This is a genomic window from Pseudonocardia sp. Ae331_Ps2 (assembly GCF_001932405.1).
Classification (GTDB): Bacteria; Actinomycetota; Actinomycetes; order Mycobacteriales; family Pseudonocardiaceae; genus Pseudonocardia.
This window is the reverse complement of the sequence record NZ_MCIM01000005.1, coordinates 1-15,380: the sequence shown is the minus strand read 5'-3', so window position 1 is coordinate 15,380 and position 15,380 is coordinate 1. Positions and strand designations below refer to the sequence as shown.

The window sequence follows — 15,380 nt, the reverse complement described above, 5'->3', positions numbered from 1 at the left end:
CGTGATTGTGTGATTGGGTGGTGATTGTGTGATCACGTGATTGTATGGTGACTTTGTGTATTCGCCAGCTCTTGATTACTGTGGGTGGTTTTTTGATTACTGAGAGTGTGCGGGGTTTGCGGGGTATGCGATCCTAAATTCCCCCAGAGTGACGGCAAGGGGTTAGGTTAGATTTACCAACTCATGTGTGGTGGGGGTGGGGGATTTTGGTCCGCATACCCTGCAAACCCCACAGGGCGCGGCTGCGATCACGCTGGCCCTTCCCAACCACCACAGGTCGATCCCGGCGGTGGGTCCGAGCGTGAGGCGCCAGTCGGTGGCGATCAGGGTGCCGTCGAGACTCACGTGGGTGTGGCCAGCGCACGACGCGCCCCGCGCCGAGGGGGGCACTCATCGTGCGCCGCTACCGGAAGCAGTCCCGGGAGGAACTCGCCGACCGTCCCCCCTGAGCTGCCGTCAGGGGTCAGAGACACGGTCCACCAAGCTCTGACCTGTGAAAACAGGTTGAAAAAAGCTCAGTGGCGCGCACACGTGGCTGAGTGGGCCCCTGCATCCCTCGGCAGCCCCGCCGAGGGTGAGGACACCCGCCATGACGGTCCGAAGCGGTGGTGCTTCGCCCTGTCCTGTTGTGGGTTCCCGCGCTGACGCGCGGGAACCCGGGGCGGTCTTGGAGCTCGGTGGGGGTTGCTGTGAGTTAGACCATAGGGCATGATCGGTGCAGTCCCATGCGAACTATTAACCCGAGGGAAATATTTTGCGTAAATTGCTGATTTTATCATGCGCTCTCTGCGCTGGAATTCTCATGTTTTCGTTGTCGTCGGGTACTGCTTTCGCTGCAAGTGCAGTACCCGTGCCTCCGGAGTATGTGTACAATCCTAAACTGGGACCGAGGCATGACTTTTGTACTTGGTCTTCAGATGAGCCAGTAATCAACAATAAGCAACTAAAGAGGAGGACTGTAGACTTTCGAGGCCCTTGCGCTCGACACGATCTTTGCTACGATCGATCTGCTAATAAAGCTGGCTGCGACAACCAATTTAAGCGCGATCTGGATCAGCAGTGCGACTTTACGTTTCAAGGAGACACGACTGGATACCTTGATTACTGCCGGGGGCGCGCACAGGCGTACTACGCAGGGGTGGTTGCAGGTGGGACACCTGGGGCGGCTCAGTGAAGCATAATTCTACTCCTATGAAGCCTCTAGGATTAGCAATGGAAGGCCTGACGGCTAAATTAATAGGTTGGCAGGTGGCCACAGTTGCCTTCACTTCCATCTTGCTGTCTATCGTACTATTGCCCTGGGGGGCTGCTCGCGAATTGCATGTTGGCTTATCCCTGCTCCTTCTTGGCGCAGTTTCTTTTGGTGTTGGAGTTAGACTTACTAGTCTGTCATGGACCAGAGTAGGAATATGCACTGCCGCTGCAGCAAGCTGCGTCTTTATTTTGGGCGAAATAGTCAACCGAGGCGAGAATTATTGGATTTTTGGGGTGATTTTTTATACGCCTGTAGCGATTTTTATTTCTTTTGTTGCGGCTGGAATCGGACGAGCGTTTCAGAGATAGGCGCCCGGAATCTTGCAGAAAGTCACCTTAGCGCTTTTCAACATTGATTTGCGGTTGTGGCTTTGCCTGCGGTAACGGTCGTCATATAGCCAGGGGAGCATGTCAACCGGGTGCGGGTCGAGACTTCGGGTCCGGGGGCAGCCCGGCGGCGGCCCGGGCCGCGTCCCACTCACCGTTGCGGCGTCGGCGAGGAGGCGACCGACGATGGCGGGGGTGTCGCCGGTGTGAGCGGCGATCTCTCGGTAGGTCAGTCCTTGGAGGCGGAGTGTCACCACCGCCGTACGGCGTGTTCTGGCTAGTTGTTCGCTGACCTCTGCCTGCGTGCCGCCGAGACCTGCTCACCATCAAGCGGACCGCCGACGTAGATCGCCATCCGAGTCATGACCACAGCATCCGTTGCCGTCTTGTGGGCAGATGTGAGCGTGCTTCACAGGGTGGCAGCCTGGCCTTACGGCCGGGCGGTTCACACGGGTTCCTGTTGTTGCCGGGTTCCGTGGGGGAAGTGAGGTGTTCTCAGTAGCGGGGTGGCAGGTCGTGGCGACACGCCGAGGGTGGTGAGATGAGCGGGAACGGGGCAGGACCCCGGTAGATCGGTTCGGTCCAGCACAGATCGACACCGTCACCGAGGTCCTGCATGTCTGATCCTGTCACCTACACCGCTGTCCTCCCGATCGGGGAGCGCACCGTGGCCTATCTGGCGCGGCTCCTGGTCCTTCAACGCCGTCGACGTGGCACCCGGCGGCGGGCGTTGACCCCGTTCGCCCAGGCAGTGCTGGTGATCCGCTGGTTCTGTGATGCTACCCGGGTCCGATGTTTGGCCGGTGACAACGCGATCAGCACTGCAACGGCCTACCGTTACCTGCACGAAGGCATCGACGTCCTCGCCGCGGCCGCACCCGGCCTGCACGGAGCCCTGCTCGCCGCCCGCACAGCCGGGCACACCCACGTGAATCTCGACGGCACCCTGATCGCCACCGACCGGTGCCGCGCGCTCGGCCTCACCCCCGGGGTCGACCTGTGGTGGTCGGGCAAGCACCGCCGCCACGGCGGGAACATCCAGGTCCTCACCGCACCTGATGGATGGCCGCTATGGACCAGCGACGTGCGGCCGGGCCGCGAGCACGACACCCGCTGCGCCCGTACCCACCCCGGGCTGCTCGAGGGCCTGGCCGCGTTCACCGACGACACCCACGCCGCGCTGGGCGACCTCGGCTACGAAGGCGAAGCCGACCGGCTCACCGTGCCCATCAAACTCGCCCCCGGCCGCGGGCAGACGGTCAACCAGCGCACCGTCAACACCCTGCACTCAGCCCTTCGTGCTCTGGCCGAACGCGGAAACGCCCTGCTCAAGACCACCTTCGCCGCGTTGCGGCGAGTCACGCTATGTCCCTGGCGCACCGGCGCGATCACCGCAGCTGCGCTCGTACTACTCCACACCGAGTACGACCGCACGACATGATCAACCCGCTACTGAGAACACCTCAGTGTGTCTTTAGCGGAGTTGCATTAGTCGCTGCCGGTACTCTTGCGCATCCGGCTCGGCAGGGAATCTCTCTGCTACCACAGCGTCCAATTCGCTCGACACCATCAGGAGCGACGGGACCGATTGCCGGTCGCTATCAATTGCTTGATTCCCATATGACAGTGCCGTCTCTAGGTCCCCTTCCCGAGCTGCGACAACTCCTAGGGTGATACGCGCCTCGGCGTTTCGCATCGTGCTCGTCTCTCGACCGCTGAAATCGGTACCGGCTCGGAGGACTTCATCAGCATACGTCTTGGCTAGCTCGTTTTCACCAAGTATCCGATAGGCGTCCATGACGTAGAAATCGTACTTAGCCGGATCGACCACGAAGTGATTAGTGACATCATTTGGATACGGCAGCCGTTCGAGCTGCTGTCGCCCACGTTCGAGCGCGAGCTCAACTTGCCGGCGGTCCCCCATGCGTGCCCATGCTTTGGCCTCCTGCGCGGACAACTGGACAGCTACACCATGACTCGGCGCCAGCTCGGCGCCCTCCTTGGCGGCAGCGATAACGCCACGGAAGTCCCCGCCGGTGAGAGCGAACCACGCCTTCATCTCATGGGCCCACCCGGCAAGCTCCGCGTTTTCAGCTTCTCTTGCCAGGGACAATGCAGCCCGACGCGTTTTTTCCGCATCTGCTGCGCGCCCCATGTCCCACTCGACGCAACCCACCAATAGTGCCAGCCAACCCGCGAGCACCATTGCCTCTCTGTGCTGGCTCAGGGTCAACGAGCCAGCCAGCATGCCAGAGACGTGATGTAGCCATCGGTGTCCCTGGTCAACTAGTTGTCGACTCGGAACTGTCGCATAGTCACAGCATAGTTGATCGATCGTGATTCTTAGCGCGTCGAGCGTCGCGCCGTCTATATCAGACCGCTGAAGTCGCTGAACAATCGTAAACGTATCTTGTCCGTGCGACTCGGCTAGTTCTGCCTCACGCCTGGCCCGCTCCTGTTCCGGAAAAAACGCCGCGGTGACAGTATTGAATGACCGCGCGATCAATGCCTGATGGTATCGATCTGGCGCGTTTCGGCCTTTTTCCCAATCAATCAGGCGTCGGCGGACATTCTCGATGTCCAGCTTTCGACCCGGCTCGTCATCAGTCGGCACCTCGGCATGAGCACTCATCGCCCGAGCTAGATCCCGCTGAGACCAGCGGCGCGCGTTCCGCTCGGCGCGGATGCGACTAGCCCACGCCGGAAGTTCGTCCATGCCCCGTGGTCCCCTTCCCAGCTCGCAGCGACGGCGCTCTCAAGTCTCCCCGATGCCAGGGGGTGATACGGGGTGACAACTTGACTGGCACCCACCGTGCCACTGCCCAGCGATGCGTGACGTGGCCCACGGTGAGGCCATGACCAGCTCAAACCACCCGGAGTCAGTCCGATTCCCGACTGGGAGTGATTGCTCCTGCCGCCTCAAGCTCGGTCCGCAGCTTCGCGAGATCCCAGCGCAGGTATCCGCCGATGGTCTTCGACGCCGGAGTGACTCGACCTGCCCGAGCCCAGCGAGCAAGCGTCGTGCGGTCGATCTCCAAGGCGTCAGCTGCCTCACCGGTGCTGAGCAGGCGTCCTTCGGTCACAACTTCCACTCTCTCACGTCACCTACCTCTCTCTCATCGGGTACATCATTTGCATCGGATACATCGGAACACGTACCCTCGCTGCATCGCATACCTCAGTTGCATCGGAGGCTGTCCCTCATGAAGATCACCTCGGCAGATGCTGGCTCGCGCAGCTTCTATGCCGTCTCCGCCCTGTCTTTGCTGGTCAGCGCCGATACCTCGTGGCGCGCGTTCGGCCTGCTCGGCGTGACGCAGATGTGGGAGCGCGCGGCGTTGTTCCTCGTCGCGGAAGTTGCCCTGATCGCGTGTGGGGTGGCGATGCGGGCGGGGGTGCGCCGGTCTGGCCAGCCGGGCCCGGCGCGCTGGCTCGCGTGGGGCATCTGCGCGGCTCTCGGCGTCGCTGCGGTGTGGTTGTCCGGCCCGGTCGGCGGGGCGCTGAGGGTGGCGCTGGGGCCGGTGCTCGGCGTGCTGGCGTTGCATCTCGCGCTCGGGATCGAGCTGCGGGCCCATCGGCCGGCTGTGAGCGGTACGTGGGCCCGGGTCGCGGCGGAGCTGCGGGAGCGGGCCCTGTCCAGGATCGGGCTCGCGGACGATGGTCGGACCGCGCTGGCCCGTACTCGAGATCGGGCCGCCCACCGCGCTGCCCGCCTGGCGCTGGCCGGGCGCAGCACGCCGTGGCGCCGCGCTCGCCTGGCTCGCGCGCTGCGCGCCTCCCACGTGGCGCACGACGACACGATGCGGGCCCGCATGCTCGACGAGCTGGCCGCGGTCCGGCACGCGGACGCGCTCCGGGCCCTCGACCAGCCCTCCCCCTGGGAGATGAGCCGCGCCGACGACCTCGGGTCGCCCATCACCGCGGCGCCCGAGGCCACGGCCACCGACACCAGCCACGGCGAGGCGGACGAGTGGGCGTCCCTGCGCAAGTCCGACGCGATCCGCCGCGCACTCACCGAGGCGCCGGACCAGTCGCCGCGGGAGATCACCCGATGGCTCGCCGCGCGCGGCGTGGAGGTCGCGCCGTCACAGGTCACGGACACGGTCCGGCGCGACCGCGCGAAGACCCCGCCGGACCTCCGGATCGCGGGCTAGGAGGGCCGGGCAGATGCGGGTGACGAAGACGCGCTTTGACCAGCTCTGCGGCCGGGACCGGGCCGTCGCCCGACTCGCAGAGAGCGGGGCCGAACCGGAGCCCCTGTTCGAGATCCCCGGCCCGCGCACCGAGCGAGACGAGTCCACAGATCGCGAGCTGACCAACAACGAAAAGGAGCAGTGATCATGTCCGGGTCAGTCGGAATCATCCTCGTAATGCTAATCCTCGCCGGAGTCGCCTGTCTTCGGGGCGGAGCGGGCGGGATCGGCGCGCTCATGCTTCTCGGAGCCATCGTGCTGTTCATCACGACCCCGATGGGCGAAGGGCTCCCGCAGGCGACCGGAGACTTCTTCTCCTCGGTCAATTCGGTGACAACGTCCACCGTCAACCACAGCCACGGGGGCGGTTCCTGATGCCGCGCTGCATAGCTTGCCGGAAGTCCCTCCTGAAGTGTGGGTGCTGGTCCACCACCGACACCAAGACCACGCGGCCCGGAAAGCGGGGCAAGAACACGACCCGCAACGGGATCGAATGGTGCGGCCGGTGCTCGTGCCGCGTTCTGAAAGGCCGATGCAGCAATGTCCAATGCTCGACACGACAGGAGGTGACCCGATGAGTCTCGACGCAGATTTCCGCACGCGCCTGGTCGCCGTTGACCCGACCCCCGCGCACGAGTCCCCGGAGGACGTGGCCGCGATGTGCGCGCGCCACGCCGACGACCTACGCCAGGTGCTCACCGACGCGATCCGCGTCGTCCAGCACCAGGCGGACATCACGCAGACCGACCCGACTACTGCCACGCATGCCGCCGTTCTCGTCGGTTCGGCGTTGGAGATCGTCGCCAGTTCGCTTGTCGATCTGCGCATTGATTTGACCGTGCTCGCGCACGACCTGTCAGGAGGTGTTCCGCATGAGTGACAGCCGGGACCCGTGGCACGGCGCTGCCTGCCGCAGCGTGCCCTACGACACGCATTACCCCACCGCCGAACCCGATTCGCCCGCGCACACCCGACAGGTTGCGCGCGCAAAGCGCGTATGCGCGGGGTGCCCGGTACTCGACGCGTGCCGCGAGCACGCACTCACCGTCGGTGAGAAGTGGGGTGTCTGGGGTGGGCTGGACGAGCAGGAACGCCGCGCCATACGGCGCCGCAACCGTTGTACGGATCTACCGATCGCAAGCTGAGACAACAAAGGGAGTGCATGATCATGGGTAGTGGGCTTTGGGCGGGCGCGACCCGCGGCGAGGGAATGCGGATGGGCCGGAAGGACCACGGCCTCATCGTTCTCATCGTCATCTTCACGGGACTGTTCAAGGTGGTCTTCCGGTTCCTGACCGGGCGACCGATGCGCGGTGACCGCGCACGCAAAACCGATGCCGAATGGCGAAACGCCGGGACGCGGAAGCTGAATCCAAACGGGCGCACCCCGGGCGCATGGGACTACCTGCCGGAGTGGAAGCGCGCGGCGATCCGGTGCGCGTGCTTGTGCGTCGCAAGTGCGTGCGCATGGGCGTGGGTCACGGGCTGGCACTTCTTCGACTCGTCCGCGCAGACCCTCGTCACGCTGACGGCGAGTGTGATCGTGGCCGTGACGCTGTGGTGGTCGATCGTCACGATCGACTCCCGTGTGCGCGAGGCGAAGCACGAGCGCACCCTGCTGCGCCCGTTCCGGGCCGCGGTCGCGCCGCTGCTTCAGATGTCACCACGCGACGTCAACCTGTCCCTGCCGCGCGCGAGCCTGCGCAGCATCCGCGCGGACGACGACCAGGAGCACGAGGAGGCGGCATGACCACCGAGAAGATCGTCGCCACGCTGCAACTGCCGGATCATTTCCAGGGCACGGCGGAGCAGAAGAAGGCGGTGACCGCGCTCGCGAACGCCCGGCTGCCGTTCGAGGTGGAGGCTCGCTGGCGCACGACCAAGCACCCGTTCACGGTCGACTTCGTGCGGGTCGCGCAGTGCCCGCGGGTGGTGCCGTTCGCGTCGGTGCGGGACAAGGTCGAGGCGTGCAAGCCCGGCGAGATCCTGATCGGCCTCGACCGGCAGCGCAAGCCGTTCCACGGGAGCTTCCTCGCCGATGACCCGCACTGGGGATTCGAGGTCGGATCCCGGCGCGGAAAGAGCACGTTCCTGTCCCTGTCGGCGGCTCAAATCCTGCATCAGGACCCCGCCGCGGAGGCCACCGGAATCGACGTTAAGCGGGAATCCTTCAAGTCACTGTTCGGTGTTCCCCGGTTCCACCTGCACAACGATCCGGCCGATATCGCGGCGATGTGGAACGGTATCCGCCACGTCAAGAAACTCATGGATCGGCGATGCAACGAGCGGGCCGACGACCCGACGCTTGAATTCCCCTTCCACCTGCTCCTGATCGACGAACTGTCACAGTTCTCGGCTCAGTCCATGCAGTTGTGGCGCCAGATCAAGGAGAAGGGCGATCCGGCGCACCCACCGGTGTGGGACGACATCGCCGCGATCATGTGGCAAGGCGCGGCGTTCCGCGTTCACATCGTGCTCGCCGGACAACGAATCGACCACCAGATCACCGGTGGAATCGGGCTTATCACGAGCCTCGGGTTCCGTGGGCTCGCGGGATTCCGTCGGCAGAACTGGATGCGTCTCGCCGGAACGTTTCCGGTGCCACGGTCGCGCCCGGAACGGGGCCGCTGGATCTATTCCGACGGCGAATCCGAGACGTGGGTTCAGAACATTTGGGCCACCGACGACGAAATCAAGCAGTGGGCCACAACTACTTCCCATGACACGGCGACCGAGGCCGCTGTCGCTGGGCCAACTGAGGGGAGTGGGAAGTGGGAACCGGGGACGCCGGCCGCCGAGGAATCGACGCAGCGCGGCGCGGAGTGGGTGACAGGAAACGTGGACGCAGCCGCCTACCTGGGCATTCATCCGGAAACCTTCAGGAAGCGGCGACAGGCCCACGAGATCCCGAACACGCAACGGTCGGGACGGTCTCCCACGTGGACCACTCAGAGCCTTGACGAGTGGGGCGCCATGTGGGAACAGGAAACCTCCGAACAACCCGCCGAAGTAGCCTGACCGACACAACAAAAAACCAGAAACACAACCCTTCAGAAACTCGCCAAGAAAGGACACCGATCGGTATGTCCGGAGAGATCGTCACCACCATCATCGGGCACCTCACGGCCGACCCCGAGCTGCGATTCACCGAGTCCGGAACCGCGGTCGCGAACTTCACCGTCGCATCGAATCCGCGCACATTCGACCGGCAGACCGGCGAATGGCGCGACGGCGACCCGCTGTTTCTGCGCTGCACTCTGTGGCGCGATCCCGCGGAAAACCTCGCCGAGTCCGCCCGCAAGGGAGACCGCCTGATCGTGCACGGCCGCCTCGTGCAGCGCTCGTTCGAGACCCGGGAAGGCGACAAGCGCACCGTGATCGAGATGCAGGCCGACGAGGTGGGCGCCTCGACCCAGTTCGCCACTGTCGCCATCACGAAGCGCGGCAGGAACGGAGGCGCGGCGCCGGTCGACCCGCACACCGGGGAGACCGCCGACCGCAGAACCCGACCGCCCCGGACCGAGAAGCCACAGGGCGACGGCGAGGGCCAGGACGAGAACGAGGGGCCGTTCTGATGGGCGTGCACGGCCGCAAACGCTTCCCGCTCGGCCCCCTCGTGATCAACGCCGCGTCCACCGGATGGCTCCGGTGGCGGATCACGTCGGTGACCGTCCGGCTCGGACCGTGGTCCTGGAACAGCCGCGCGGACCGCCAGCGTGTCGACCTGCCGGGGCCGTGGTCCTGGACAGGCAGGAGGAGGAACCGATGAACACACGATCCAGCGTCATCGGCGCGTCGACCCCGAGTCAGAGTCGGGTTCCGGTAGGAATGGCTCATGTCATATGGACCAACGCCACGCTGGGGGCCACGCAACCCCTGCAAGGTGCACTGGCCAGCCGAACACCGGGCCCTCTACGAGGAGCGCGCGACCGCGCTCGGACTCAGCCTCAACGAGTATCTGATCCGGCTGGTGGCCAAGGCTCACGGCTTCCCTGTGCCCGACCACCCGGAGCAGTTGGACCTCAGCGCCTAACCGACCCTGAACATGCGAAGACCCCCCGTCTCGTTTCGCGGCGCGGCGGGGGGTCCTCGACTGAACTACCTCTTAGGAGGTCGCGCGTGCGACTGTACAGGCCGACACCAGGCCAGGCGACGCAAACTAGGCGTGTTTCTACTACCGGGCCGCGGCGGTGGGCCCGGTGAGCGGGAAGGCCGCGAGCAAGGCGGCATCCGCTGCTAGTGCCGAGAAGAAGTCGCCGACGCGTGGCCGCCGCACGTCCGGCAGCACCAGAGAGGCCGCACCCGGGCGGCCGGTCTCGCGAGGCCCGGAGCGGCCGGAGCTGGTCATTGAGTCGCCCGCCGGGTCCTTGCAATGGCTCACCGCCTCGATGGGTGCCGGGCCGCTGTCGGGCGTGTTCCGGCGCGGCAACGACGTCGTGCACACCCCGCGCGTCGGTGAGGACGGGCACGTGCCACCCCGCGACCCGGACGACGATGACGGGCCCGCGCAGGTCCGGCGGGTGACCGCCCGCCAGGTCGCCGCGCTGGTCGATCAGACGCACTCGTGCCGCGAGATCCGCTACACCAAGGACGGCGCGCCGCGGGAGGTGGACACGCTGTTCCCGCTCGACGCGGCGCAGCGGGCGGTGGACTCGCTGGACTACATGCGGTCGCTGCGCCCGCTGCGCGGCGTGACGCACGTGCCGACGCCGCGCCGGGACGGCACGATCATCGACCAGCCGGGCTACGACCCCGAGACGCGGTTGATCTTCCTGCCGCCGGACGGGCTGACCGTGCCCCCGGTCCCGCAGGAACCGACCGACACAGATGTCCGTGCGGCGGTCACGCTGCTGTCGGACATGCTCGCCGACTTCGCGTTCAAGTCCGAGGCCGACCACGCGAACTACGTCGGGATGCTGCTGACCCCGCTGCTGCGGGAGATCTGTCCGCCGCCCTACAAGCTGGCCGCAATCGGTGCCCCGTCACCGGGGTCGGGGAAGTCGCTGCTGTGCGACATCATTCGCACGCTGCACGGTGGCGTGTTCCGCGCGGACACCCCCGCCGACTCCGAGGAGTGGCGCAAGTCCATCACCACGATCCTGGACACCACGACCGCGCCGGTGGTCGAGTTCGACAACGTGTCCGGGACGCTGAAGTCCCCGGTGCTCGCTGGCCTGCTCACCTCGCCGGTCTGGTCGGATCGGCGACTCGGCGCGACCGAGACGGTGACCGCGAAGAACGATCGCACCTGGGTCGTCACCGGGAACAACATGTCGCTCGGCGGTGACCTCGTCCGGCGCACCGTGCAGATCACCATCGACCCCGGGGTGCCGCACCCCGAGAAGCGAAACGACTTCACGATCAAGGACCTGAAGGGCTGGGTGGGGCAGCGCCGTGGCGCGCTGATCGGGGCCCTGCTCACGCTGATCAGGGCGTGGGTGGTCGCCGGGCGGCCCCTGCGCCGCAAGGCCGGAGCGGACTCCTACCGGGCGTGGATCGAGACCGTGGACGGGATCTTGGGACACGCGGGCATCTCCGGCACGTTCGACGGGGCAGACTCCCAGCGGATCACCGTTGGAGACGACGACGAGGAGTGGCGAGACTTCCTCGAAGCGGTGCACTGCCAGTTCGGGGAACGCGCCTGGACGGTGAAGGAGCTGCTGGCGCTGGTCTCGGAGGATCACCACGTCGGGACCGGCGAGTTTGATCAGGCGAACGCGGCGCGGCGGCCGATCCCGCTCGATGCGCTCCCCGCCGAGCTGGGCGAGAAGGTCGTGCGCGGACGACTCGGTGTCGGTGTCATCGCGAAGAGCCTGGGACGGTGGCTGACCAACCGGGAAGGACGATGGGCGGGCGAGAAGATCACCGTCCGCCGGGCCGGGCGGACCCGCGACAAAATCGGGATGTGGCGCATCGAGCATCTCGGAGAGACCGAGGGCTACCCGGTGCCGGTCAAGGCCGCGGTCGGGGGGCCGGAACCGCTGACCACGGCCGCGCGGACCGCCGCGCCGGAGCCGTCTCCCGCTCAGACCCCGGCAGAGTCGGGCGCCGGGTGTGTGGCCTGTCAGGTCCCCGGGCCCGCCTGCGGGTTCGGGGTGGTCCTCGACGAGGGCCAGGAGGAGCCCTGCGTCCTGTGCGGGCACCCCACGTTGATCCGGTCGCGGTGCGGCACCGCCCGGCACGCCACCCCGGACGGCTGCCCCCGCGGCGACCGTGACCGCACCCCGACGCCGTCGACCCCGCCGGAGCAGGACCCTGCCGACGACGGCCAGGTGCCGACTCCGCCCGCGCAGCCCGAGCCGCCCGCCGCGAAGTCGGGCCCGCGCCGTGGCTCGTCGGCACGCGCGTTCGCGCAGAAGCGGCGACAGGAACAGGCCGCGCGGCTGACAGCTGACACCGCCGCGCTCGCCGACGGCTCCCCGCTGCGTGTGCTGCGGGCGTTGGAGGAGGAGTTCGCGCCGCACCGCAAGGATGCCGAGGGTCGGCTCCGCCGGCCGTTCTGGCGCCCACCGCTGCCCGGGATCACGTGGGCCGCACATGTGATCAGCTCGTGGGCGTGGGAGCGCCCGTTCGTCGGGGAGGTCGTGTCCCTGGACCGCTCCGGCGCGTTCGTCGCGGCTGCGTCGTCAGTGCTCGTGGCGCACGGCGGGTTGGAGCACACCGGCGAGTGCGAGTTCGACGCGCAACGCGCGGGCTACTGGCAGGTGCAGGTCCATCCGTGGACCGAGCGAGACGAGCTGCCGCATCCGCTGGCCGGGCACGGCAAGGCCACCGAGCTGTGGGTGCCGACACCGACCGCGGCGTTGCTGCGGGATCTCGCAGAGGAAGGCCGCTGGGCCGACCTGACGGTGCTCGACTCCTACACCGCCGCCGGTGTGCGGCTCTCGGACTGGACCGGCTACGTCAACGCACTCCGCAAGGAGGCGATCACGACCTACGGTCGCGACTCGGACCAGTACGCGGCGGTCAAGACCGCGTTCGGGCAGGCGTTGTCCCTGATGCTGGGCACCCCGACCAGCGGGGATGCCCGTGAGTGGCGCGCCGCAGCGCAGCGGCCGGACTGGACGCACGCGATCCAGGCGCAGGCGGCGGCGACTCTGTGGCGGTGGGCGGACGACTGCCGCAAGCTCGCGCCGGAGCTCGCCCCGGTCGCGCTGGCGAACGTGGACGAGCTGGTGATCCCGGCCGACGCGCTCGAGGTCGTGACCAGCACCCCGCGGCCCGGGGGGCGCGCTCCCCTTCAGATCGACCCGGACGGCGTCGCACTTGGCAGCTTCAAGGCGAAGGCGCGCGAGACCCGGGAGACCTGATGGCCAGTAAGGACACGGGCCCGGCGACCGACTACACCGACGCCGAGGAGGCCGCGCTGGAAGCGGCGGCCGAACGCGCCTGGGAGGAGTATCAGGCCGGGGAGGAGCAGATGCCCGAGCGGATGACCGTCTACGGCGCCCGCGTGGAGTGGGCCGGGGTCGAGACCCCGCGCGCGGCGGTCCGGCTCGACCGGCTCGACCTGGACCGGGTCGGAGCGGCCTTGTCGGCGGTGAAGCAGGCTAATGCCCGCGCCGCGCAGGGTGAGGCCACCAGCTACACCGCGACCGGCTGGCACTCTCAACTCCGGGCCCTGACCGGCACCGCGCGCGGGTCCGAGCTGGCCGACCGTGCCGGGCTCAACCCGTCCGGCCGCACCCTGCGCGCGTGGCTGGCCGAAGACCGGCCCCCGAACGCGGCGAACCAGCGCGCCATCGCCGAGGCCTACTCAGGGCTACGCACCTACGGCCGTGACCACGCGCAGGCCGACGCGCGCGACGCGCGACACGATGCCGTGGAAGCGATCAACGATGCGGTGCGCGAGCGATACGGCGCTGACGTGCGGTTCCGCGATGTCGACCGCATCGAGTTCCACGACTGACCAACCAGGTCACGCACACCGACAGTGGTAGCGGCCTACACGAATACGGAACGTCATAACTGGTGAGGCGTGTGCGATCACGCGATCACACGGCCACGCGATTACTCAACTATGGGGTGGTCACGTGATCGCACACCCGCTAAGCTGCGGATATGGCTACGTCAGTGGTTGTCCTGTCCGGCAAGGGGGGCACCGCTAAGACCCTGTGGCAGACGCTCATGGCCGGTGAGGCGTCCCGCGAAGGACTGCGCGTGCTGCTGGTCGACGTCGACCCCGAGCGGAACCTGTCCAACCGGTTCGACGCTCCCGCGCACGTCCCCGGGCTCGCCGGGGTGCTCACCGACGCCGGGGTGACCTCCGGCGAGTCCAGCGCGGAGAAGGGTGCCGCCCGGGTCGACTCGGAGATCATCCCGACCCGCTGGCCGGGCGTGGACCTGCTCCCGGCAGGCGCGTCGCTGACCGGGATCGCGCAGGTGGCGATCCCGGACCTCTGGCTGTTGCGTGACATCGCCGACGCGGCCGGGTTCGGGCGCCGCTGGGACCTCGTGCTCTACGACACCGGCGGCCGGACCGGCGCGCTCACCACGTGCGCGATGTACGCCGCAGACGTGGCCTACGCCCCGATCACTGCCACCACCGACGCCATCCGCAAGGCAGGGGAGGCCCGAGACCGGGTCAAGAAGATCCAGCGGTCGCACCGGCTGCGGTGGGCCGGCGTCGTGCTGACCGGGTTCGACATCCGGGTCAACGTGCAGGCCATCATCCGGGAAGACGCGATCGCACAATTCGGCGACCAGGTGCGCGCCGAGCTGCCCCGTCGCACCGCCGTCGACGAGGCGTTCCAGGTGGGCTCGCGACTCGGCGACCGTCGCGACCCGGAGATCACCGCCCTCGCTGAGATCGTGCGCGGCTTCCTGCTGCGCGACCTCGTGCGCCGCCGTTCGACCCGCAAGGCAGGAGAGTCCCAGTGACCACGAAGAACCGACTCCGCGAGCAGATGCAGCGCCCGCAGGCCGTCGACCCCGACGCCCCCGCACCGGCGACCGAGAGCGCCCAGGAGGCGTCGAAGCCCGCACGGAAACGTTCCACCCGCACGACCGCCGAGAAGCCCGCAGCGGCCACTACAGCGCCCGCTGAGACACCCACTCAGGAGCGGCCGTCCCGCGCGCAGGTCCTCGTGCCACCCTCGGCCAAGGTCGCTAGGCGACTCGGGCTCTACCTGCACGACGACGACTACCGCACACTCAAGACCGCCGAGCTAGAGGACCGCGCGGACCCACAGGACCGCATGCGGGCGATGCTCGCGCTGTACCGGCACAACGACCGGTACCGCGCGGCGGTCGACCGGCTCGCGCGCTCCGCACCGAAGGGCACCGGCCGGTCCATCTGACCGCAGCGAAGTGTGGCGGCGTCGTCACCCTCACCACTACGACTACCTCCCTTGGCAGCCCCTAGACCCCCCCGCGGGGTTTGCGGGGTTTGCCTGGGCTCTCTTCCCCCACCCCCACCATGCGCGAGGTGGTAAGCCTCACCTAACCCTTCGCCGTCGCTCTGGGGGAATTCACCCCGCCAAACCCCGCAAACCCCGCACACCCTCAGTAACCAAAAACCACCCACAGTAAGCCAAGAGATACAACTACACAAAGTCACCACACAATCACGTGATCACGCAAACATTACCCAATCACACGATCACA

Annotated in this window: 15 protein-coding genes; 13 read left to right on the top strand and 2 right to left on the bottom strand. The window is 67.1% G+C overall.

Annotated elements, in window-relative coordinates; all coding sequences use genetic code 11:
* The first annotated feature begins 1,212 nt into the window (after positions 1–1,212).
* Positions 1,213–1,563, top strand: a complete 351-nt coding sequence (locus Ae331Ps2_RS31685) for a hypothetical protein (RefSeq protein WP_139317316.1) — start codon at positions 1,213–1,215, stop codon at positions 1,561–1,563.
* Between the two features lie 634 nt (positions 1,564–2,197).
* Complete coding sequence (locus Ae331Ps2_RS29785) at positions 2,198–3,022, top strand: transposase family protein (protein ID WP_075313133.1); 825 nt, start codon at positions 2,198–2,200, stop codon at positions 3,020–3,022.
* Between the two features lie 33 nt (positions 3,023–3,055).
* Here the strand turns inward: Ae331Ps2_RS29785 and Ae331Ps2_RS29780 are convergent, their stop codons facing one another.
* Entirely contained in the window at positions 3,056–4,297 is a 1,242-nt protein-coding gene (locus Ae331Ps2_RS29780; RefSeq protein ID WP_139317317.1) for an XRE family transcriptional regulator, read from the bottom strand.
* Positions 4,298–4,460: 163 nt separating this feature from the next.
* On the bottom strand, positions 4,461–4,664 hold the full coding sequence (locus tag Ae331Ps2_RS34480) for a helix-turn-helix domain-containing protein (protein WP_075313491.1): 204 nt from the start codon (positions 4,662–4,664) through the stop codon (positions 4,461–4,463).
* Positions 4,665–4,784: 120 nt separating this feature from the next.
* On the opposite strand from Ae331Ps2_RS34480, the gene Ae331Ps2_RS29770 reads away from it, so the two are divergent.
* From Ae331Ps2_RS29770 to Ae331Ps2_RS29715, 11 genes are all read left to right on the top strand, one after another.
* Positions 4,785–5,735, top strand: coding sequence for a hypothetical protein (locus Ae331Ps2_RS29770; RefSeq protein WP_075313489.1), 951 nt, complete (start codon positions 4,785–4,787; stop codon positions 5,733–5,735).
* Positions 5,736–5,748: 13 nt separating this feature from the next.
* A complete protein-coding gene (locus tag Ae331Ps2_RS32380; protein ID WP_170918367.1) occupies positions 5,749–5,919 on the top strand; it encodes a hypothetical protein in 171 nt (56 codons plus the stop codon).
* Positions 5,920–6,348: 429 nt separating this feature from the next.
* Positions 6,349–6,654, top strand: coding sequence for a hypothetical protein (locus Ae331Ps2_RS29760; RefSeq protein ID WP_075313485.1), 306 nt, complete (start codon positions 6,349–6,351; stop codon positions 6,652–6,654).
* A complete protein-coding gene (locus tag Ae331Ps2_RS29755) occupies positions 6,647–6,919 on the top strand; it encodes a WhiB family transcriptional regulator (protein ID WP_075313499.1) in 273 nt (90 codons plus the stop codon). Before Ae331Ps2_RS29760 ends, Ae331Ps2_RS29755 begins: the two co-directional genes overlap by 8 nt.
* A gap of 17 nt (positions 6,920–6,936) precedes the next feature.
* Entirely contained in the window at positions 6,937–7,524 is a 588-nt protein-coding gene (locus Ae331Ps2_RS29750) for a hypothetical protein (protein WP_075313483.1), read from the top strand.
* Entirely contained in the window at positions 7,521–8,792 is a 1,272-nt protein-coding gene (locus Ae331Ps2_RS29745; protein WP_075313481.1) for a hypothetical protein, read from the top strand. Before Ae331Ps2_RS29750 ends, Ae331Ps2_RS29745 begins: the two co-directional genes overlap by 4 nt.
* 65 nt (positions 8,793–8,857) lie before the next feature.
* Positions 8,858–9,349 carry a single-stranded DNA-binding protein gene (gene ssb / locus Ae331Ps2_RS29740; protein ID WP_075313479.1) on the top strand — a complete coding sequence of 164 codons (492 nt, stop codon included), beginning with the start codon at positions 8,858–8,860 and terminating at the stop codon, positions 9,347–9,349.
* A gap of 792 nt (positions 9,350–10,141) precedes the next feature.
* A complete protein-coding gene (locus tag Ae331Ps2_RS29730; protein WP_139319178.1) occupies positions 10,142–13,084 on the top strand; it encodes a hypothetical protein in 2,943 nt (980 codons plus the stop codon).
* Positions 13,084–13,683 carry a hypothetical protein gene (locus tag Ae331Ps2_RS29725; RefSeq protein WP_075313473.1) on the top strand — a complete coding sequence of 200 codons (600 nt, stop codon included), beginning with the start codon at positions 13,084–13,086 and terminating at the stop codon, positions 13,681–13,683. The genes Ae331Ps2_RS29730 and Ae331Ps2_RS29725 overlap by 1 nt, the downstream gene beginning before the upstream one ends.
* 164 nt (positions 13,684–13,847) lie before the next feature.
* On the top strand, positions 13,848–14,654 hold the full coding sequence (locus Ae331Ps2_RS29720; protein WP_217695669.1) for a ParA family protein: 807 nt from the start codon (positions 13,848–13,850) through the stop codon (positions 14,652–14,654).
* Positions 14,651–15,073 carry a hypothetical protein gene (locus Ae331Ps2_RS29715; protein ID WP_075313469.1) on the top strand — a complete coding sequence of 141 codons (423 nt, stop codon included), beginning with the start codon at positions 14,651–14,653 and terminating at the stop codon, positions 15,071–15,073. Before Ae331Ps2_RS29720 ends, Ae331Ps2_RS29715 begins: the two co-directional genes overlap by 4 nt.
* Positions 15,074–15,380 lie beyond the last annotated feature (307 nt).